The organism is Nocardia sp. NPDC127606 (assembly GCF_042671725.1).
Classification (GTDB): domain Bacteria; phylum Actinomycetota; class Actinomycetes; order Mycobacteriales; family Mycobacteriaceae; genus Nocardia.
Genome location: NZ_JBHXWQ010000002.1, coordinates 235,802 through 253,870, shown reverse-complemented (window position 1 = coordinate 253,870; position 18,069 = coordinate 235,802). Strand labels below are relative to the sequence as shown.

23 protein-coding genes are annotated in these 18,069 nt (G+C 67.9%); 13 read left to right on the top strand and 10 right to left on the bottom strand.

Going from position 1 to position 18,069, the window contains the following annotated elements; all coding sequences use genetic code 11:
• Positions 1-144 precede the first annotated feature (144 nt).
• The 4 genes from ACFVJ5_RS11950 (at position 145) to ACFVJ5_RS11935 (ending at position 2,160) form a co-directional block, all read left to right on the top strand.
• Positions 145-468 (top strand): antibiotic biosynthesis monooxygenase family protein, encoded by a 324-nt coding sequence (locus tag ACFVJ5_RS11950; protein WP_378631562.1) that lies wholly within the window; start codon positions 145-147, stop codon positions 466-468.
• A gap of 226 nt (positions 469-694) precedes the next feature.
• Positions 695-895 carry a CbtB-domain containing protein gene (locus ACFVJ5_RS11945; RefSeq protein ID WP_019044677.1) on the top strand — a complete coding sequence of 67 codons (201 nt, stop codon included), beginning with the start codon at positions 695-697 and terminating at the stop codon, positions 893-895.
• Positions 886-1,671 carry a CbtA family protein gene (locus ACFVJ5_RS11940; RefSeq protein WP_379220001.1) on the top strand — a complete coding sequence of 262 codons (786 nt, stop codon included), beginning with the start codon at positions 886-888 and terminating at the stop codon, positions 1,669-1,671. Before ACFVJ5_RS11945 ends, ACFVJ5_RS11940 begins: the two co-directional genes overlap by 10 nt.
• 36 nt (positions 1,672-1,707) lie before the next feature.
• Positions 1,708-2,160, top strand: a complete 453-nt coding sequence (locus tag ACFVJ5_RS11935; protein WP_379220000.1) for a hypothetical protein — start codon at positions 1,708-1,710, stop codon at positions 2,158-2,160.
• Positions 2,161-2,173: 13 nt separating this feature from the next.
• On the opposite strand, the gene ACFVJ5_RS11930 is transcribed toward ACFVJ5_RS11935, so the two are convergent.
• From ACFVJ5_RS11930 to ACFVJ5_RS11915, 4 genes are read right to left on the bottom strand one after another with little or no spacing between them, the layout of a single operon-like run.
• On the bottom strand, positions 2,174-2,611 hold the full coding sequence (locus ACFVJ5_RS11930; RefSeq protein ID WP_379219999.1) for an OsmC family peroxiredoxin: 438 nt from the start codon (positions 2,609-2,611) through the stop codon (positions 2,174-2,176).
• A 56-nt stretch (positions 2,612-2,667) separates the two neighbouring features.
• Positions 2,668-3,114: an SRPBCC domain-containing protein gene (locus tag ACFVJ5_RS11925; RefSeq protein WP_379219998.1), complete on the bottom strand. Its 447-nt coding sequence runs from the start codon at positions 3,112-3,114 to the stop codon at positions 2,668-2,670.
• A 55-nt stretch (positions 3,115-3,169) separates the two neighbouring features.
• Positions 3,170-3,490 carry a DMT family transporter gene (locus ACFVJ5_RS11920; protein ID WP_379219997.1) on the bottom strand — a complete coding sequence of 107 codons (321 nt, stop codon included), beginning with the start codon at positions 3,488-3,490 and terminating at the stop codon, positions 3,170-3,172.
• A complete protein-coding gene (locus ACFVJ5_RS11915) occupies positions 3,487-4,140 on the bottom strand; it encodes an FMN-dependent NADH-azoreductase (protein WP_379219996.1) in 654 nt (217 codons plus the stop codon). Before ACFVJ5_RS11915 ends, ACFVJ5_RS11920 begins: the two co-directional genes overlap by 4 nt.
• A 103-nt stretch (positions 4,141-4,243) precedes the next feature.
• Between ACFVJ5_RS11915 and ACFVJ5_RS11910 the strand changes: the two genes are divergently transcribed.
• Positions 4,244-4,849 carry a TetR/AcrR family transcriptional regulator gene (locus tag ACFVJ5_RS11910; protein ID WP_379219995.1) on the top strand — a complete coding sequence of 202 codons (606 nt, stop codon included), beginning with the start codon at positions 4,244-4,246 and terminating at the stop codon, positions 4,847-4,849.
• Between the two features lie 53 nt (positions 4,850-4,902).
• Positions 4,903-5,379, top strand: a complete 477-nt coding sequence (locus ACFVJ5_RS11905) for a DUF4240 domain-containing protein (protein ID WP_379219994.1) — start codon at positions 4,903-4,905, stop codon at positions 5,377-5,379.
• Positions 5,380-5,451: 72 nt separating this feature from the next.
• Here the strand turns inward: ACFVJ5_RS11905 and ACFVJ5_RS11900 are convergent, their stop codons facing one another.
• Positions 5,452-6,312, bottom strand: coding sequence for an ABC transporter permease (locus ACFVJ5_RS11900; RefSeq protein ID WP_379219993.1), 861 nt, complete (start codon positions 6,310-6,312; stop codon positions 5,452-5,454).
• A complete protein-coding gene (locus ACFVJ5_RS11895; RefSeq protein WP_379219992.1) occupies positions 6,309-7,208 on the bottom strand; it encodes an ABC transporter ATP-binding protein in 900 nt (299 codons plus the stop codon). Before ACFVJ5_RS11895 ends, ACFVJ5_RS11900 begins: the two co-directional genes overlap by 4 nt.
• A gap of 146 nt (positions 7,209-7,354) precedes the next feature.
• On the opposite strand from ACFVJ5_RS11895, the gene ACFVJ5_RS11890 reads away from it, so the two are divergent.
• The 4 genes from ACFVJ5_RS11890 to ACFVJ5_RS11875 are packed head-to-tail and all read left to right on the top strand — an operon-like array spanning position 7,355 to position 10,050.
• Positions 7,355-8,638 (top strand): sensor histidine kinase, encoded by a 1,284-nt coding sequence (locus ACFVJ5_RS11890; RefSeq protein ID WP_379219991.1) that lies wholly within the window; start codon positions 7,355-7,357, stop codon positions 8,636-8,638.
• Complete coding sequence (locus tag ACFVJ5_RS11885; protein WP_379219990.1) at positions 8,635-9,330, top strand: response regulator; 696 nt, start codon at positions 8,635-8,637, stop codon at positions 9,328-9,330. Before ACFVJ5_RS11890 ends, ACFVJ5_RS11885 begins: the two co-directional genes overlap by 4 nt.
• A gap of 45 nt (positions 9,331-9,375) precedes the next feature.
• On the top strand, positions 9,376-9,732 hold the full coding sequence (locus tag ACFVJ5_RS11880; protein ID WP_378631542.1) for a type II toxin-antitoxin system RelE/ParE family toxin: 357 nt from the start codon (positions 9,376-9,378) through the stop codon (positions 9,730-9,732).
• A 6-nt stretch (positions 9,733-9,738) separates the two neighbouring features.
• Positions 9,739-10,050 (top strand): helix-turn-helix domain-containing protein, encoded by a 312-nt coding sequence (locus ACFVJ5_RS11875; protein ID WP_378631540.1) that lies wholly within the window; start codon positions 9,739-9,741, stop codon positions 10,048-10,050.
• A 2-nt stretch (positions 10,051-10,052) separates the two neighbouring features.
• On the opposite strand, the gene ACFVJ5_RS11870 is transcribed toward ACFVJ5_RS11875, so the two are convergent.
• Positions 10,053-10,700, bottom strand: coding sequence for a VWA domain-containing protein (locus tag ACFVJ5_RS11870; RefSeq protein WP_379219989.1), 648 nt, complete (start codon positions 10,698-10,700; stop codon positions 10,053-10,055).
• Between the two features lie 272 nt (positions 10,701-10,972).
• Here ACFVJ5_RS11870 and ACFVJ5_RS11865 point away from each other — a divergent pair, with 272 nt between their 5' ends.
• The gene (locus tag ACFVJ5_RS11865; protein ID WP_379219988.1) at positions 10,973-12,163 is read left to right on the top strand and encodes an MFS transporter; all 1,191 of its coding nucleotides are present in this window, start codon (positions 10,973-10,975) and stop codon (positions 12,161-12,163) included.
• Here ACFVJ5_RS11865 and ACFVJ5_RS11860 read toward each other — a convergent pair.
• Complete coding sequence (locus tag ACFVJ5_RS11860) at positions 12,140-12,991, bottom strand: helix-turn-helix domain-containing protein (protein WP_379219987.1); 852 nt, start codon at positions 12,989-12,991, stop codon at positions 12,140-12,142. The genes ACFVJ5_RS11865 and ACFVJ5_RS11860 overlap by 24 nt on opposite strands.
• Before the next feature lie 130 nt (positions 12,992-13,121).
• Here ACFVJ5_RS11860 and ACFVJ5_RS11855 point away from each other — a divergent pair, with 130 nt between their 5' ends.
• Together ACFVJ5_RS11855 and ACFVJ5_RS11850 are read left to right on the top strand one after the other, a co-directional pair.
• A complete protein-coding gene (locus tag ACFVJ5_RS11855; protein WP_379219986.1) occupies positions 13,122-13,385 on the top strand; it encodes an SHOCT domain-containing protein in 264 nt (87 codons plus the stop codon).
• A 2-nt stretch (positions 13,386-13,387) separates the two neighbouring features.
• Positions 13,388-14,179: an LLM class flavin-dependent oxidoreductase gene (locus tag ACFVJ5_RS11850; protein ID WP_379219985.1), complete on the top strand. Its 792-nt coding sequence runs from the start codon at positions 13,388-13,390 to the stop codon at positions 14,177-14,179.
• Between the two features lie 75 nt (positions 14,180-14,254).
• Here ACFVJ5_RS11850 and ACFVJ5_RS11845 read toward each other — a convergent pair whose 3' ends face one another.
• A complete protein-coding gene (locus tag ACFVJ5_RS11845; protein ID WP_379220620.1) occupies positions 14,255-16,822 on the bottom strand; it encodes an ATP-dependent Clp protease ATP-binding subunit in 2,568 nt (855 codons plus the stop codon).
• Positions 16,823-17,096: 274 nt separating this feature from the next.
• Positions 17,097-18,026: a lipase family alpha/beta hydrolase gene (locus ACFVJ5_RS11840; protein WP_379219984.1), complete on the bottom strand. Its 930-nt coding sequence runs from the start codon at positions 18,024-18,026 to the stop codon at positions 17,097-17,099.
• Between the last annotated feature and the right edge of the window lie 43 nt (positions 18,027-18,069).

Below are 18,069 nucleotides of genomic sequence, written 5' to 3'. Positions count from 1 at the left end.
CGTCACGTCGCCGAAGGCGAGTTCGCGGCCCGCCTCGATCTGGACCGAGTGGAGGGTGCGACGAAGGAGTACCCGGAGGGAGGGAAGATCGAGGCCCGCCAGGGCCGCGAACACCCGGCGCCAGCCGGCAGAGATACTGTCTCCATGGCTGTTGTGAAGATCAATGCGATCGAAGTTCCCGAGGGCGCGGGCCCCGAGCTGGAGAAGCGGTTCGCCGCGCGGGCCGGAGCGGTGGAGAACTCCCCCGGTTTCCTCGGGTTCCAGTTGCTGCGCCCCGTCGCCGGCGACAACCGGTATTTCGTGGTGACGCAATGGGATTCGGAGGATTCGTTCGCCGCGTGGCGTGACGGTCCGGCCCGTGCGGCGCACGCCGGAAACGGTGGCGACGGCGAGCGTCCCAAGCCGGTGTCGACGGGTGCCTCGCTGCTCGAGTTCGAGGTCGTCCTCGACGTGCCCGCGAAGGCCTGACAGCGGCGTTTCCGCTGGACATGCGGTTACCTGTATTGACGTGGGTGGCTCGCGGCTGTCACAGTTCGAGGGAACATCCGCGAGGGTGCGCGGTAATTCCGGTGTAAATCCGGAGCGGTCGCGCCACTGTATCCAAGTACCGGGTCCCCGGTGCCGGAGAGCCAGACACCGGCACCTTCGCACCACACTTCAACCGTGGGACGCGTATCCCCAGAGGAGGACCCGAATGGCTATCGCGCATTCACCCAGCCGGTCTACCGGTCTCGACACCCTCGCAACCGTGCTCGTCACGGTCGGTGTCGTCCTGCTTGCACTGCTCGCCCTGTACCTGGTCGGTTTCGACCAGGGGGCCGTCTCGCGTAGCGGGATGTTCCTGCACGAGCTGATGCACGACGGACGTCACCTGCTGGGTGTTCCGTGCCACTGATCGGATCACTCAAGACCCTGCTGTTGCGCGGCCTGCTGGCCGGCTTGATCGCCGGCCTGCTGGCCGCGACAGTGGGCTACTTCGTCGGCGAGCCCCAGGTGGACGCCGCGATCGCTATCGAAGAGGCCGCGGCCGCTCCGGCCGAGCACGGCCACGAAGCCGCGCAGCCGCAGGGACACTCCCACGGCGACGAGGAAGAACCGCTGGTCAGCCGGTCGGGCCAGAAGGCGGGACAGTTCCTCGCGCTGGGTTTGGCGGGCATGGCGTTCGGCGCGTTGTTCGCGTCGGCGGTGAACGTGGCTCGCCGGTTCACGAATCTGTCGGGGCCCCAATTGTCGCTGACCTCGGCGGTTCTCGCGTGGGCGGCGATCGTCGCGGTGCCGTTCTTCAAATATCCGGCCAACCCGCCCGCGGTGGGTGATCCGGACACCATCAACGAGCGCACCTGGCTGTGGGTCGCGGCCGTCGTCCTCGGCCTGCTCGCCGTCGCGGCCGCCGTCGCGGCCTACCGCGCGCTCGCCGCGTCGGACACGCTGCGACTCATCGCCGGGGTGGGTGCGTTCGTCGTGGTCACCACGGTCGGTTACGCGCTGCTCCCCGGCGTGAACGAGGTGGCCGACGACTTCCCCGCCACCCTGCTGTGGAACTTCCGGGTGGCCTCGCTGGCCGAAACCACCACGCTGTGGGTGAGTTTGGGGCTGGCGTTCGCCGCGCTCACGGAATTCGCCTCGCGGCGTAGCACTCCGGTAGTGGACAAGGTTCCTACCGCAGGGTGATCCTCGCGAGCAGCTGAGAACGGCAGTGTCGGTGTCATGACCGGCACTGCCTTTCTTGTTTCCAGCACTCGCCCCCGCGCCGTGAATGTCGCGTTCGGCGGACTCGTCACCGCCCTCGCCGCCGGGGTCGCCGAAGGACTGTTGCGCGCCGTTCGTGGTGGCGATGAATTCGGCGCCACCGCAACGGGTCTGCTACCCCGGCTCGCCATCTACCTGGCCGTCGCCGGGGTCGCTCTGTACATGCTGAACGGCAGCCGGGTGGCCCGTGCGCTGCTCACCGTCGGCATCGGCGTGGTGGGCCTGGTCTCGCTGATCATCGAGCCGCTGGCCGTGGTGTTGTCGACCGACGACTACACGACCCTGTTCGACGGCATGTCCCCCAGCTCGACCGTGTTGGCAGGCTGCCGGACCGTGCACGTCCTGGCCGTCGTCATCGCGATCCCGGCCATGTACACCCCCGCCGCGCACCGCTGGTTCACCCAGCGGTGACGGCGGGCGCCGCTCAGGCCGGTGCCGCGTCCAGCTCGATCTCGGCCACACCGGTGAGGGCCTTGCTGACCGGGCAACCGTTCTTGGCCGCGAGGGCGGCCGCGGCGAACCCGTCGGCATCCAGCCCCGAGGCACGCCCGCGCACGGTGAGCTTGATCTTGCTGATCCGGAACCCACCGGCCGGGTCCGGCGCGAGGGTGACATCGGCATTGACGTCGAGGCTTTCCGGCGTCCCACCGGCATTGGCGATCTCCGCCGAGAGCGCCATCGAATAGCACGACGAATGCGCCGCCGCGATCAGTTCCTCCGGGCTGGTGCCCTCGGCCGTGTCGGCCGCCCGGCGCGGGAAGCTCACATCGAACTTGCCCACCCCCGAGCTGACCAGTTCGACCTGCCCGGACCCGTCCTGCAGTCCGCCTGACCAGAGTGTGCGTGCGCTGCGAGTCGGCATTGCGATCCTTTCGGTTCGAGTTGTCTTGCGTGGCGATGACGAACCTACTCGGATGCTCAGACGGTGGCGCTGGTGATTTCGTCGAGACGCTCGAGTTTGTCCGGCCAGACCTGCTGATGCAGATCCCGGATCGCCGCGGTGGGGAATCCGGAGTGGCGTAGGCGCAGGCGGATGCCGCGTGGTTGTTTGAGGAATTCGGCGGCGACCACCGTTTCCACGCCGTCGGTGGCGGCGGTGACCCAGGTGAATTCGATCCGCCGATTCGGCTCGAGCAGCAGAACGCGGCCGTAATGGGGGTTGCGCTTTTCGGGCGAACCGGTGTCGAAGTAGAGGGGCTCGTTGACGGCGGGGCGCATCAGCACCGATCCGGGAACGGCCAGCCATAAATCCAAGCCTTGGGTCCAGGCCGCGTAGAGCAGGCTGGGCTGGGCTTTCATCACGCGCTCGACCGTGAGCTCGTGTGGCCGCGTGGACAGGTCCGGGGGGCGAACTGGCTGGTCCATCAGCCGACCTTACCGGTCATGACCGGCCGATCCTCGCATCGGGTGTGCGACAGAGTTACTCAGGATTCGTCACACGCGCGAGCACGATGCCGCCGAGGATCAGTGACAGCGCCAGCGCGCGGCCCGCGCTCAGCGGATCCTTGTGCACGAGCACCCCGAGACCGATCGCGCCGAGCGCGCCGATTCCGGTGAAAACCGCGTAGGCGGTGCCCACCGGGAGGGTCTGCATGGCGCGCGAGAGCAGATATACGGCCAGCGAGCCGAGCGCGACGCAGAGCAGGGTCGGACCGAGTCTGGTGAAATTCTCGGTCGGTTTGATGGTTTGCGACCAGACGATTTCGACGAGCCCGGCCAGGCCGAGCAACATCCAGCTCATCGCACGTAATCCTTTGCGAGCAAACGCACTTCGGCCTGCGCGGCGGCGAGCGAGGCTGCGTGCGCGTCGCGCAGATGGGCCAGGTTCGGATCCTGCACGGCATTGGCCAGTTCCGCGTTGACGAATACCGTGTCGGTGACCGCGAAGTGGCCGGCGAAGAAGTCGCGCAGAAAGCGTTCCTGATAGTCGAACGCCGCTTTGGGCGCACCGGGCGAGTACGCACCGCCGCGGGCGGTCACCACGACGAACCTGCGTTCCCCCAGCGACATTCGCGGAAAGGTGACCTGGTCGAGCCATGCCTTGAGCGCAGCGGGGACGGAGTAGTTGTACATCGGTGTGCCGATCAGGATCACGTCGGCGGCCAGCACCTGCGCCAGCAGCGGTTCGACCACCCGCCACGCGGCCTTCGCCCCGGGAGTGACGGCGAGTTCCGCGAGCCGGTCGAGGTCGGTGACCCCGGCGGCGAGGACGGCGTCACACAGTTCGGTCCAGCCCTCGTCGATGAACGGCGTCGGCTCGGCGGCGAGGTCACGATAGGTGTAGGTGCCGCCGGGTTCGGCGTCGCGCCAGGCCCGGACGAATTCGGCGCCCAGCTTGCGGCTCAGGGAGTTCGTCCGAGCGCTGGCGTCGAGGTGCAGCAGGTGAGTCATGACATCTTCCTAACTGGACATGCTGTCCACTTGTTGATTTCTCGACGATAGAGCACAAGTGGACATGTTGTCCAGATATTCGTTGTCGGGCTACAGTCGACCCATGGAGCCACGATCCGACCTGATCACCGGCTTGGCGCTCGACGCGCAGCCACCCACCGAGCGCACCGACGCGGCCCGCAATCGCGCGAAAGTACTGACAGCGGCTGCCGAGCTCTTCGCCACTCGCGACCCACGCACGGTCACCATGGACGACATCGCCAAGGCCGCCGGCGTGGGCCGCGGCACCCTCTACCGCCGCTACCCCGACCGCAACGCGATCGCCGTCGCCCTGCTCGACGAGCACGAACGCGCCCTCCAGGAACAGCTCCTACGCGGCGCACCCCCGCTCGGCCCCGGTGCTCCCCCGGCCGATCGCCTGGCCGCCTTCTACGCGGCGATGATCGAACTACTCACCGCCCACGCCCATCTGGTACTCGGCGCGGAGACCGGCGGCGCCCGCTTCGCCACCGGCGCCTACGGGTTCTGGTCGGTGCACGTACGGTCGCTGCTGGTCGAAGCCGGTGTGTCACAGCCGGATTCGCTGGTCGATACGGTCCTCGCGCCACTCGCCGCCGAGGTCTACCTCCAGCAACGCGAACGCGGGTTGTCGCCCGAGCAGATCACCGCCGGTCTGTCCACACTCGCCCAGCGGCTCCTGCGTGCCTGATCGATGACCTCGGACCCCGCTGCGTGTCGGACCCGAGCAGTACCGTCCGGCAGGTGACGAGCACCCCCGAAGACATCTCCCGATTCTGGAATCTGATCGCGTCGGCCTGGACGGCCACCGGTACCGAACCGTCCGCCGCCCTGCGGTCGGCAGCAGGCGACCTCGACAGCCGGCTCGACGCCTTCCTCGCCCAGCTGAGCACCCTGTCAACAGATTTCAGCAGCGCGGAACTGACCGCGCTCGACCGCGTCGCCGAACGCGCGCTCTACGACATCGACCGCGCCGACCTCCAGGCGATCACCGACGGCTCCGACGACGGCTTCCTCTACGCCCGCGGATTCATCGTGGCCATGGGCCGCGACTACTACGACGCCGTCAGCTCCGACCCCGAGGCCGCGACCACCGACGCCGAATGCGAGCAGATGTGCTATTTCTTCGCCCACCTGCACCATGAGCGGTTCGGCGCCTTCCCCGATACGGGCTCGGGCATCTCCCGCGAGTCGGCGTCGAACCCGGCCGGCTGGTCCTGACCCGACGCGCAGGTAGCGGCAGTCCGTTTCGGACTGCCGCTACCTGCTGCCGGGTTCGGCGATCTCAGCGCGTCAGGTGAGATCGCGGCGGGTCATCAACCAGATGGTGCCACCGGCGAAGGCCATCACGTACACGGCCAGAAGAGCGAAAGATTCACCGCGGGTGAGGATGTCGAGAACTCCGGGGTTGGCCGGTCCCTCCACGGTGCGCATCGCCCCGGCCAGCGAGCCCGCGGCGGTGCCGGGGAGCAGATCGGTGACGGCTTCGATCGGGCCGAAGATCCCCGCCACACCGCGAAGCAGGTTCTCCACCACCAGGACCCAGACCAGACCGAGGCCGACGGCAAGTGCCGGACCGCGGGCGACGGCGCCGATGAGGGCTCCCGCGAGCATCCACATGCCGAGAATCGCTGTACCGGTGACGATTCCGATCAGAGAGTCGTCGAGGGCGGGCATCGTGACCGGCTGGGATTCACCGACCGCGATCACCGAGGCGATGCCGACGTCGACGGCGAAGGCCGCCAGGACGAGGGCGAGGACCACTACCAGCAGGGTCGACAGCAGTCCCGCTACCGCCGCACCTCGGCTCGGGCCCTGGGTGAACACGGTTTTCCACGTGCCCCAGCCATATCCGCTGCCGACCGCGAGAGCGCCGAGGATCAGCACCAGCGCGCCGCCGAACATCGACATGCCCTGCGTGAACACCTCGGGGACCGCGGCGGGCATGAGTTGGCCGAGCAGGACATCGCGCGGCAGCCCGTCCGACATCGCACTGCTTTCGCCCGAGGTGTAGGCGAGGTAGTTGAAGAGATAGGCGAAGGTCAGGTTGAGCAGGATCCAGGTGCCCAGGACGATCCAGAAGGCGGGCCAGCGGCCCAGGCGTAGCGCTTCCGCGCGGATGCTCGCGGTGAGATCCCTTGTCATGGCGTTCATTTCGCGACCTCCACAGCCGTCATCTCGAAGAACACTTCTTCCAGCGATTTCTCGTCCACTCGCAGTTCGAGCAGGTCCGCGCCTGCCGACACGACGGCCCGCGCCACCTCGGGGGCCAGCGCGGCACTGGTGTCGACTCTGATGCCGTCCGCGCCGGCTCGAGCGGGGGCATCGGTAACGGCGCGTACGGCGTCCAGAGCCACGTCCACGGGCTCGGCGCGCACCAGCAGTGTCGCGGTGCCGCGCAATTCGGCCACCGTCGATTCCGCGAGCAGGCGTCCACCGGAGATCACGCCGACGCGGTGGCAGATCTCCTGCACCTCGGTGAGCTGGTGGCTCGACAGCAGCACAGTGTGTCCGTAGGCCGCGAGATCGGTGATGAGCGTGCGCATTTCGGCCAGGCCCGCCGGATCGAGGCCGTTGGTCGGTTCGTCGAGGATGAGCAGGTCCGGGTCGCCGAGCATGGCCGCGCCGACGCCGAGACGTTGTTTCATACCGAGCGAATAGGTCCGGAAGCGGTCGCCTGCCCGGTCGGCCAGGCCGACGCGTTCCAGTGCCTTGTCGACCTCGGCATTGCCGTGGCCGCGATAGCGGGCCAATACCCGCAGGTTGTCGCGGCCGGAGAGGTACGGGTAGAAGCCGGGGCCCTCGATGAGTACACCGATTCGGCGCAGCACCTCTGGATCGCCCGGCGACAGGCCCTGCACGGTCGCGGTGCCGGCGCTGGGCCGGATGAGACCGGCCAGCATGCGCAACGTGGTGGTTTTGCCCGCGCCGTTGGGCCCGAGGAATCCGTAGATCTCCCCGGCCGCGACCCGCATGCTCACCCCGTCCACCGCCAGGTGCTCGCCATAGCGTTTGGTCAACTCGGTGGTGACCACGATCGATTCGTTCATGGAAAACAGAATCCGCGCTCAGGGGGTGCCGGGACATCCGTCCTGCGGCGTGCACGGCCCTACGCCGCGCGGACTACGCGGTCTCCCGCGGGAAATACGTGCGCAGGCCGACGCGGTGGGTGAGCGCACACAATAGGGTTGGGCACGTGGGAGCGTCTGCGAAGTGGGAGCGTGGCTCAGTCGTTCAGGACTGGGGCCTGGCAGTGGTGGTCGCGGTGATCCAGCTGGCCGGTAGTTCCGGTGCGAATTCGCATCAAACCGGAGTGCGGTCACTGGACGCGTTCGCGTATCTGCTGCTGCTCGCCGGGCCGGTGGCGCTCGGTTTCCGGCGGGTAGTGCCCGAAGCGGTGCTGGCGGTGTCGCTGATCGCCACGGTGACCTATGTACTGCGTGACTACGGGTACGGGCCGATCTTCCTGTCGCTGGTGATCGCCTTCCTGTCGGCCGCCGTCACCGGATCGCGATGGCGCACCTACCCGGTGGTCGCGATCGGCTATCTGACGATGGTGTGGCCGCTGCCCGCCCTGCTCGGGCGGCACTCCGACGCGTGGCAGATATTCGGCCTGCTGGCCTGGATGGGTGTGCTGGTCGCGATCGCCGAGGGCGTGCGGCAGCGCCGCGCGGTGGTGCTCGCGCGCAGGCAGCGGGCCGAGGCGGCACAACGCGACGAGCAAGCTCAGCAGGCCAGGGCGGCCTCCGAGGAGCGGTTGGCGATCGCTCGGGAACTGCACGATGTGCTGGCACACAGTCTTTCGCTGATCAATGTGCAGTCGTCGGTGGCGCTGGAGTTGTTCGATCGCAAGCCGCAGCAGGCGGCCGCGGCGCTGGCGACCATCAAGACGACGTCGAAAGAGGCACTGACCGAGGTGCACACGCTGCTGCACGCGATTCGCAGTGGCGCGACGGTGGTGCCGGAGTACCCGGAACACAGTGGTGTCGTGGAGGATTCGCCCCCGCCGCCGCCGCGTCCCGCGCCGCGGGCGCCCGCACCGACCCTCGACGACCTCGACACACTGCTCGAGCGCACCCGCGCGACCGGGCTCGACGTCGATACCAAGATCATCGGCACGCCCAAGAAACTGCCGAGCGTGATCGATGTGGCGGCGGCCAGGATCGTGCAGGAATCGCTGACCAACGTGGTGCGCCACGCGCCCGGCGCGACGGCTCTGATCACCCTGCGATACACCCCGGAATCGGTCGACATCACCGTCGACAACACCCGGCCGACCGGAACCGCTGTCCGAACCGGGATCGGCGGCAACGGGATCATCGGGATGCGCGAGCGGGCGCACGCGCTCGGCGGGGCGCTCACCGCGGGGCCGCGACCGTCCGGCGGGTTCCGGGTGGCAGCCCGATTGCCCGCTCGACCAGCGACTTCGGCCACGTCCGCGCGATCGTCGGATGCAGCGGGCAAGGAGGCGGGCGCATGACCGAACTGCCACCGATCGGTGCGGCGCCTGCCAAGATCCGGCTCCTCGTCGCCGACGATCAAGCGCTGGTGCGCGGCGGTTTCGTCGCCCTGCTGGACGCCCAGGACGACATCGAAGTCATCGGCGAGGCCGAGAACGGCGAGCAGGCGGTCCGGATGACCCGCGCGCTGGTCCCCGACGTGGTGCTGATGGACATCCGCATGCCGATCCTCGACGGCCTCGCCGCCACCCGCATGATCGCCGACGACCCCCAGCTCGCAGCGGTTCGCGTCGTCGTCCTCACCACCTTCGAACTCGACGAGTACGTCTTCGAGGCGATCCGCGCGGGCGCCGCGGGCTTCCTGGTCAAACACACCGAACCCGCCGACCTGCTCCGCGCCGTGCGCGTCGTCGCCGCGGGCGACGCCCTCCTCTCCCCCGGCGTCACCCGCCGCCTCCTCGCCGAATTCTCCACCCACGCCAAACAACCACCCCCCGCCGCCTTCGCCGAACTCACCGACCGCGAACGCGAGGTGATGACCCTGGTAGCCGAAGGCCTCACCAACGCCGAAATCGGCGCCCGCCTCTACATGTCCCCCGCCACCGCCCGCACCCACGTCAGCCGAATCCTCACCAAACTCGACGCCAGAGACCGCACCCAACTCGTAGTCCTCGCCTACGAATCAGGCCTGGTCCGCCCGGGCTGGCAATAGCGCCACCATTGCTACATAGGATTGATCCTATATAGGATCAATCCTATGCACCTGTACCTGGTGGAACTCGAACCCGAGGTAGCCCGATGGCTGCGCTCACTGACTACACGCGAGTACGGCCAGGTAGACGTGTATGTGGGCATGCTGGCCGAACGTGCAACCACTCTGAGCGAACCGTGGTCGCGCAATCTTGGCGATGGGGTACGTGAACTCCGCTTTCACCTTCACCCGCGAGAAATGCGAATCACCTACTGGCTCGCTCCGGGTCGTCGCATCGTGCTGCTGACAGTTTTCCGCAAGACTCGCATGCGGGAGACCGACGAGGTGGCGCGAGCCAAGGCACTACGCAAGGTATGCGAATCGGAACATGGTTGTGCCCACACAGATTTCGACAGGAGGTAACCGATCATGACTGAGCACCCATCGATGGACGACCTGCGCCGTGAACGGATGAGCAGCCCCGGGTTCGACGCGGGCGAGTACGAGGCCGGGCGGGCCGAGGCGATTCTGGCGATCGAGCTGGCCGAAGCCATTCGCGAACGGCGGCTGGAACTCGGGCTGACACAGACACAGCTGGCCGAACGGGCTGGGCTGCGTCAACCCGAGGTCTCACGGATCGAATCCGGGGGCGGGACACCGACAATCGGCATGCTCGAACGTTTGGCGTATGCGCTCGAGGTTCGGTTCGTCGCTCGGTTCGAGAAGGTCGACGCGGCGTAGGACTACTTGCCCTGGTCGGCTTGGCGGCGTTCGGAGGCGGAGAAGCGGGCGCGGCGGGCGGCGCCCGCGGGGGCGGCTTGGGCTCGGGCGGAGTAGGCGGAGAGGGCGTCGAAGGCTCCTCGGACGCCGCCGGCGACCGGGGCGTAGGTGATGGCCGAGCCGGGGTCGAAGCCCAGGTTGGAGCCTACTTCGACGGCGTCCATGTTGGCGCCGAGGAAGACGAAGGTCCAGTTGTACACGTCTTGCTGCTGGGTGATGAGGGACTTCACCGCGGCATGGGTCCATTCGCGGCTGGAATTCTCGTGGCCGTCGGTGAGGACGACGACGATCACGGTGCCGGGACGCTCGTGTTCGGGGCGCTCGGCCAGTTCGCTGCCCACACTGGTGACGAGCTTGCCGAGCGCGTCGTAGAGCGCGGTCCCACCACGCGGCTGCAAGCTCGGCGCAGGCACCTGAGCCAGCGGCACATTCGCGTAGACCACGTCATAGGTGGTGTCGAACTGCGCGAGCGTGACTTCGATCTTCTTCGGCACACTGCGTTGCTGTTCGAAATAGGCGGCCAACCCACCTTCGGTATCGGCCTTGATCGTCTGCATCGACCCCGAACGGTCGAGCAGAACGGCGATCAGTGTGCGGTCGGAATCAGTCATGTGTGCGAACACCCCCGTGTCGGTGTGGATAGGCAATTCCCACCGTACGCCGCGAAATAGGACCGTCTGACCGGCGAAAAGAAAGCGCCAAGGTATCGCCAAGCCCGAGTCCCGGGCAGGGGACCAGCGCTCGCGTTCCGCAGACCCCGCGTTCGAACCGATGCTCGGTCGAAACCGGTGGCGCCCCGGTCATCACCGGGAACGCGGCGTTTGAGTCGGATGCGGTGGCGTTTCGGGCGAGTGCGGGGCCGACAGTCGATGTTGCACCTGGCATGACAACGACTTCGACGGCCGACGCGGCGGTGCAGAGCACCGATCGCCGGGTCCGGCCCGCCCTGCTGACCATGTTCCTCGGCAGCTTCACGCTGGTGACCGCCGAATTCCTGCCGCCCGGTGTACTCACCGCGCTGGCGACCGATCTGAATGTGCCGGAGGGCGTGGTCGGGCTCTCGGTGAGCGCGACGGCGCTGACCGCGCTGGTGGCCGCGCTCGGATCGGGCGCGCTGTTCCCCCGCCTGGATCGGCGCACCCTGCTGATCTGGCTGACCATCGGCGCGGCGGTGTCGAACGTGGTGGTCGCCCTCGCCCCGAACATCGTGCTGTTGCTGATCGCGCGGCTGCTGCTCGGCCTGGCTGTCGGCGGCTACTGGTCGATGGCGCTGGTGATCGCCGCGAAGCTCGTCCCCGCCGAACGGCTCGGCAAGGCGATGATGATCGTGAACGCGGGAACCACGGTCGCGACGGTGGCCGGGGTGCCGCTGGGCGTGCTGCTGAGCACCTACGCCGGGTGGCGCACGACCTTCCTGATCGCGGCCGCGCTGACCGCGGCCACCGCCGTCGCCGTGCGGCTGATGCTGCCGCCGATCGCGCCGAGCAAGGGCATCGGGTTCGCCGCACTCGGCACCGCCCTGCGGGCCCCGGGCGTGACGCTCGGGCTGGTCAGCATGGTCGCCGTCGTCGGCGGGCACTTCGCCGGATACACCTACATCCGCCCGGCCCTGGCCGAACTGCTCGGCGCGGGCCCGGCGGTGATCCCGGTGCTGCTCGCCCTCTTCGGTGTCGGTGGCCTGCTCGGCAACTTCGTCCTCGGCGCACTCGCCGACCGCCACCTCGGGGCCCTACTGCTGGCGGTGCCGACGGCCGTCGGCCTGTCACTGCTCGCGATCATCGCCTCGGCGGCGTTCGCTCCACTCGCCTACCTGGCGGTGGTCGTCTGGGGCGCCGCGTTCGGCGGCATCCTCAATCTCGTTCAGGTGTGGGTATCGCGGGTGCTGCCCGATCGCATGGAAGCGGGCAGCGGATTGATCGTCGCCGGTTTCCAGCTGGCGATCATCCTCGGCTCGGCGATCGGCGGCCGCGGGGTGGACAGCATCGGCCTGGCCCCGACCTACGCGCTCGGTGCCGTCGCCGCGGTCCTCGGCGGGGTACTGATCCGACGCTCACTCACCCGAGCGGGGCACTGAGATCCGCCGTGCCCTGGCCGCACGCCGCCACTCCGACGGCGTGCGGCCGGTCTGCCGCCGGAACGCCCGGCCGAATGCCGTCTCCGAGCGATAGCCGAGGCGGCGGGCCACCGTGCCGACCGGCACAGCGTGATCGACCAACAGCAGTTGCGCCCGCTCGATCCGCAGTTTCGTCAGGTACCGGCCCGGTGTGAGGCCGGTCGCCGCCTGAAACCGGGCCGCGAACCCGGACCGCGAGGCCAGCGCGATCTTGGCCAGCCCCTCGACGGTCCACTCCTGCCCCGGGTCGGCATGCATCGCGGCCACCGCCTGCGCCACCCCGGGCTCGTTCACCTTCAGCAGCCACCGTTGCGGCGCGCAACCACGGGCATGCCAGGACTCGATCGCCATCGAGGTGAGCAAGGTGGCCACCCGATCGCCCTGGACGCCGAACGGGTCGGGGCATTGTTCGACCAAGTGGCGGAACATGGTCGCGGCCAGGGGCGTGTGGTCGACGAAACCGGTCAGCAGCAACCGTTGTGGCAGCGCGGTCATGGCGCTGCCGGTCCCGACGGGTTCCAGACGCACCCGCAGTACCCGGCCTGCCGACAGCGCGTTGATCGCGAATCGATCTGTGCCGGGCACGAACAGGAAGTCCCCACTCGCCAGGTCTTCTGTCTTGCTGAGCCCTTCGACCCGGACCAGCCCGTCCAGCACCACCAGCGCGCTCGGCTCGGTCATGAACTCCCACTGACCCGCCGTCAGCGCGAACTCGTCGCGCCCCGCGAACCGCCACTGCACACCGGCCAGCACATCATCGAGGCTGTGCGCACCATCGGTCTGCGTCACTGTGCACCCCTCCTGATGGAACTCCGATGCACTGCACGGTACCGGTCGGCGGGTTGTACGCGCGGTGACGTACGCCGGATCGGGTCTCGCGGCCGATGTCGTCGGCCGTTCGCGCGAGCAGGGTTGAGACATGAACATTTTCGACAGCGCGACGACGCTGACCCTGCTGGCCGACCACTACGACGGAGGGTGGCATCCATGGCCGTTCTTCTGGATCTTCCCGGTGATCTTCTGGATCACCGTGATCGCACTGGTGTTCTTCACCCGCCGGCGGTGCGCGGGACGCGGCGGCGCGGTGGGCGCGCTGCGCGAAGGCTTCGCTCGCGGCGAGATCACCGAGGACGAATACCGCGGCAGGCTCGCGGTACTGAGCGAACCGCGCGGGAAGAAGTAGCGATGCGATTCGGAATCGTGCTCATGCCCCGGTCCGGGGCGGAGTGGACACGGGCGGTGACCGGGGCACAGGCGCGGGGGTACGGCACGCTGATGCTGCCGGACACGCTGTACACGCCGTCCCCGCTCATCGCCCTGGCAGCGGCCGCCGCCGTGACGGAGGACCTGCGATTGCGGCCCAATGTCCTGGCCGCACCCTTCCGGTCCGCCGCTACGACCGTCCGGGAAACGGCCGCGCTGCAACTACTTTCGGACGGCCGATTCGAACTGGGGATCGGCACCGGCAGACCGGACGCGCGAGCGGAGGCCGAAAAGCTCGGCATGCCATGGGGTTCGGCGGGTGCACGCCGCAACCAGCTGATCGACACCATCACCGCGGTGCGCGCCCAGGTCGACCCGCCACCACCGGTGGTCATCGCGGCGAGCGGGCCTCGAATGCTCATCACCGCGGCGGAATACGCCGACCGAATCCTGCTGGCGGCGGCACCGGACGCGACCGAAGACGACCTCGCCACCATGGTCAGCACCGTCACCGCCCACACCGACCGCGACGTCCGATTCACCCTCCAGCTGGTCGGCATCGGCGACCAGTTGCCCACCTGGCTGAGTACCCGCCTCGGCCACACCCCCGACAAGCTCCGCGCCGCAGGAGCCGCCGGACTTCTCCCCAGCGATCCACAGGCCGCTGTGGAGATCCTCGAATCCCGCAGCGAGCGTTATGGAATCGACGAACTGATCGTCCCGGGCGAGCTGTCGACCGCCTTCGCCCCGGTTCTCGAACGCGCACGTCAGTAGTCGATGCGCGCGCTGATCCGCGACGCGAAAAGCCCGCCCCCTGATCCAGGGGGCGGGCTTTTTCGGTTCAGCTGGTTACTCGCCGGAGGCGGCGGCCTCGGGCGCGGTGCCCTCGGCTGCGCCGGTGAGAACCACCTCGGGCTTGTCGTCGGACGCGGAGGCCTTGGTCAGCTTCGTCTTGCCTTCGAAGGTGAACTTAGCGTCCTCGCCGAGACCCTCGCCGTTCCAGCCTTCGACGTCGACCAGAATGGTCTGGCCTGCGCCGATCTCGCCGAAGAGGATCTTCTCCGAGAGCTGGTCCTCGATCTCGCGCTGGATCGTGCGACGCAGCGGACGAGCGCCGAGGACCGGGTCGAAGCCACGCTTGGCGAGCAGGCTCTTGGCCTGATCGGTCAGCTCCATGGCCATGTCCTTGTTCTTCAGCTGCTTCGAGACGCGGGCGATCATCAGGTCCACCATCATCACGATCTGTTCGCTCGTGAGCTGGTGGAAGACGATCACGTCGTCGATGCGGTTGAGGAACTCGGGGCGGAAGTGCTTCTTCAGCTCGTCGTTGACCTTGAGCTTCATCCGCTCGTAGTTCGAGCCCTCGGCGTTGGACTGGGTGAAGCCCAGGCCGACAGCCTTGGAGATGTCGGAGGTGCCCAGGTTCGAGGTGAAGATCAGCACGGTGTTCTTGAAGTCGACCGTACGACCCTGACCGTCGGTGAGACGGCCGTCCTCGAGCACCTGCAGGAGCGTGTTGTAGATCTCCTGGTGCGCCTTCTCGATCTCGTCGAACAGCACCACCGAGAACGGCTTGCGACGCACCTTCTCGGTGAGCTGGCCGCCCTCCTCGTAGCCCACGTACCCGGGAGGGGCACCGAACAGACGAGAAGCGGTGAAGCGGTCGTGGAACTCGCCCATGTCGATCTGGATGAGCGCGTCGTCGTCGCCGAACAGGAAGTTCGCCAGCGACTTGGCGAGCTCGGTCTTACCGACACCCGAGGGGCCGGCGAAGATGAACGAGCCCGACGGACGCTTGGGGTCCTTCAGACCGGCGCGAGTGCGGCGAATCGCCTTGGAGACGGCCTTGACGGCATCCTCCTGGCCGATGATCCGCTTGTGCAGCTCGTCTTCCATGCGGAGCAGACGGGTGGTCTCCTCCTCGGTGAGCTTGAAGACGGGAATGCCGGTCCAGTTGGCCAGCACCTCCGCGATCTGCTCGTCGTCGACCTCGGCCACGACGTCCAGATCACCGGAACGCCACTGCTTTTCCCGCTCGGCACGCTTGGCGACGAGCTGCTTCTCCTTGTCGCGCAGACGCGCGGCCTTCTCGAAGTCCTGCGCGTCGATAGCGCTTTCCTTCTCCCGACGAGCATCGGCGATCTTGTCGTCGAAGTCGCGCAGGTCCGGCGGAGCGGTCATCCGGCGGATGCGCATGCGCGCGCCCGCTTCGTCGATCAGGTCGATCGCCTTGTCCGGCAGGAACCGGTCGTTGATGTAGCGGTCGGCCAGGGTGGCGGCGGCGACGAGAGCGCCATCGGTGATGGAGACCCGGTGGTGCGCCTCGTAGCGGTCGCGCAGACCCTTGAGGATGTTGATGGTGTGCTCGACGGTCGGCTCGCCCACCTGCACCGGCTGGAAACGGCGTTCCAGCGCGGCGTCCTTCTCGATGTACTTGCGGTACTCGTCGAGGGTGGTGGCACCGATGGTCTGCAGCTCGCCACGGGCCAGCTTCGGCTTCAGGATCGAGGCCGCGTCGATGGCGCCTTCGGCAGCACCCGCGCCGACGAGCGTGTGCAGCTCGTCGATGAACAGGATGATGTCGCCGCGGGTGTTGATCTCCTTGAGCACCTTCTTGAGGCGCTCTTCGAAGTCACCGCGGTAACGGCTGCCCGCGACCAGGGAGCCCAGGTCGAGGGTGTAGAGCTGCTTGTCCTTGAGGGTCTCGGGGACCTCGCCGTTGACGATGGCCTGTGCCAGGCCCTCGACGACCGCGGTCTTACCGACACCGGGCTCACCGATCAGCACCGGGTTGTTCTTGGTGCGGCGCGAGAGCACCTGCATCACGCGCTCGATTTCCTTCGAGCGCCCGATGACGGGATCGAGTTTGCCTTCCAGGGCCGCCTGAGTGAGGTTGCGACCGAACTGGTCGAGCACCAGCGACGTGGACGGGGTGCCCGCCTCGCCGCGCGGACCGGCGCCCTCGACGGGCTCCTTGCCCTGGTACCCGGACAGCAGCTGGATGACCTGCTGACGGACACGGTTGAGGTCGGCGCCGAGCTTGACCAGCACCTGGGCCGCGACGCCCTCGCCCTCGCGGATGAGGCCGAGCAGGATGTGCTCGGTACCGATGTAGTTGTGGCCGAGCTGCAGCGCTTCGCGCAGGCTCAGCTCCAGCACCTTCTTGGCACGCGGGGTGAAGGGGATGTGACCGGACGGCGCCTGCTGGCCCTGCCCGATGATCTCCTCGACCTGGCTACGCACACCCTCCAGCGAGATTCCAAGGGACTCCAGCGACTTCGCCGCCACGCCCTCGCCCTCGTGGATCAACCCAAGCAGGATGTGCTCGGTGCCGATGTAGTTGTGGTTGAGCATCCGGGCCTCTTCTTGGGCCAGGACAACGACACGCCTCGCGCGGTCGGTGAACCTCTCGAACATCGCTCCCTCACTCTCCTGCTCCGACATTCTGGCAACAGACGCCGCAGTATGCTCGATACAACCTAGGGCGTCGGACCGACAACTTTCGCCGTCAGCCTGCCATGAAGCCCGGGGGTTGCGGCCCCCGCCATCCACTCTAGTTGGCAGGGGATTCCGCCGCCGCCGGTCCACCCTATTGGGGACCGGCGACAACATGGTCACTCACTGACAACGCGCACGTCGGGGCATTCGTTTCCAGTTCAGTTGTGCCTACAGCGAAATTGCGCCATGCGGCTCAACCGGTGAAGGGTGGGACGAATTCGCACGGCACCGCGGCCTGTCGGGCGGGATCGAGGGCGTTGAGGACGTGGCCTGCCGCGCGCGGGCTGCCCGCGATGGCCAGGTGTTCGGAGTAGTCCTGCGCGCACCCGTCCTGCACCACGATCGAGGTGGCGTTCGGCCCCGGGACCAGGCCCGATGTGTGCGGGACGACCAGTTCGTCGAAGGCGGAGACGATGTTGGTGTAGGTCACCCGCGAGTCGTACACACCGTCGGCGTTGAGCGCGGTCATGAAGGGCGAGCCGGTGAACATCTGCCCGCAGGCCTGACACAGCGACGAGCTGACCGCGTCGAAGGCGGGACCCGCACCGAGCGCCCGGCTGAAGTGGGCGATATCGCCCGCCCCGAAGGCGTTGGTGCCGAGCCAGGGCGGCGCGATGCCGACCAGCTTGCCGACCTTGTCGCCGCCGCCCAGCTGCTTGAGGTAGTAGTTGCCGACGATATTGCCCTGTGAATGGGCGATCAGATCGACGCGCTCGGCGCCGGTGCCGGCCAGCACGCTGTCGACGAAGGCCGAGACCTCGGCGGCGCTCTGCTCGATCGGACGCATGCCGCCGATCGCCGAGACAGGCCAGGGAAGGGCGTAGGCGCCGTAGGTGAGGGAGAAGACGCAATAGCCCTCGTTGGCCAGCAGCGGGGCGTACAAGCCCCAGTTCGTCTGCCCTCCGCCGCCGGTGCCGTGCAGCAGGACCACCGGGTCGGGATGTTCGGGCGAGGGGACGCAGGCCGGATCGTTCGCGCCGGGTAGTGAGCCGCCGGGGTTGGTGAGTTCCGGCGGGATGCCCGCGAAGAAGTTGTAGTCGACCGGGAGGGGCTGGGCCGACGCGGTGGCGGGCAGGCAGGCGAACAGTGCCGCGGCCAGCACCAGAAGCGAACTACGTCGCATGGACGACTCCTCACTAGAACGTGTTCCACTCATCATGGAACAC

Coding starts and splice junctions, on each gene's coding strand:
- ACFVJ5_RS11950 (WP_378631562.1), top strand. CDS start 145: ATGGCTGTTGTGAAGATCAATGCGATCGAAGTTCCCGAGGGCGCGGGC.
- ACFVJ5_RS11945 (WP_019044677.1), top strand. CDS start 695: ATGGCTATCGCGCATTCACCCAGCCGGTCTACCGGTCTCGACACCCTC.
- ACFVJ5_RS11935 (WP_379220000.1), top strand. CDS start 1,708: ATGACCGGCACTGCCTTTCTTGTTTCCAGCACTCGCCCCCGCGCCGTG.
- ACFVJ5_RS11930 (WP_379219999.1), bottom strand. CDS start 2,611: ATGCCGACTCGCAGCGCACGCACACTCTGGTCAGGCGGACTGCAGGAC.
- ACFVJ5_RS11925 (WP_379219998.1), bottom strand. CDS start 3,114: ATGGACCAGCCAGTTCGCCCCCCGGACCTGTCCACGCGGCCACACGAG.
- ACFVJ5_RS11920 (WP_379219997.1), bottom strand. CDS start 3,490: ATGAGCTGGATGTTGCTCGGCCTGGCCGGGCTCGTCGAAATCGTCTGG.
- ACFVJ5_RS11915 (WP_379219996.1), bottom strand. CDS start 4,140: ATGACTCACCTGCTGCACCTCGACGCCAGCGCTCGGACGAACTCCCTG.
- ACFVJ5_RS11910 (WP_379219995.1), top strand. CDS start 4,244: ATGGAGCCACGATCCGACCTGATCACCGGCTTGGCGCTCGACGCGCAG.
- ACFVJ5_RS11900 (WP_379219993.1), bottom strand. CDS start 6,312: ATGAACGCCATGACAAGGGATCTCACCGCGAGCATCCGCGCGGAAGCG.
- ACFVJ5_RS11895 (WP_379219992.1), bottom strand. CDS start 7,208: ATGAACGAATCGATCGTGGTCACCACCGAGTTGACCAAACGCTATGGC.
- ACFVJ5_RS11885 (WP_379219990.1), top strand. CDS start 8,635: ATGACCGAACTGCCACCGATCGGTGCGGCGCCTGCCAAGATCCGGCTC.
- ACFVJ5_RS11880 (WP_378631542.1), top strand. CDS start 9,376: ATGCACCTGTACCTGGTGGAACTCGAACCCGAGGTAGCCCGATGGCTG.
- ACFVJ5_RS11875 (WP_378631540.1), top strand. CDS start 9,739: ATGACTGAGCACCCATCGATGGACGACCTGCGCCGTGAACGGATGAGC.
- ACFVJ5_RS11870 (WP_379219989.1), bottom strand. CDS start 10,700: ATGACTGATTCCGACCGCACACTGATCGCCGTTCTGCTCGACCGTTCG.
- ACFVJ5_RS11865 (WP_379219988.1), top strand. CDS start 10,973: ATGACAACGACTTCGACGGCCGACGCGGCGGTGCAGAGCACCGATCGC.
- ACFVJ5_RS11855 (WP_379219986.1), top strand. CDS start 13,122: ATGAACATTTTCGACAGCGCGACGACGCTGACCCTGCTGGCCGACCAC.
- ACFVJ5_RS11850 (WP_379219985.1), top strand. CDS start 13,388: ATGCGATTCGGAATCGTGCTCATGCCCCGGTCCGGGGCGGAGTGGACA.
- ACFVJ5_RS11845 (WP_379220620.1), bottom strand. CDS start 16,822: ATGTTCGAGAGGTTCACCGACCGCGCGAGGCGTGTCGTTGTCCTGGCC.
- ACFVJ5_RS11840 (WP_379219984.1), bottom strand. CDS start 18,026: ATGCGACGTAGTTCGCTTCTGGTGCTGGCCGCGGCACTGTTCGCCTGC.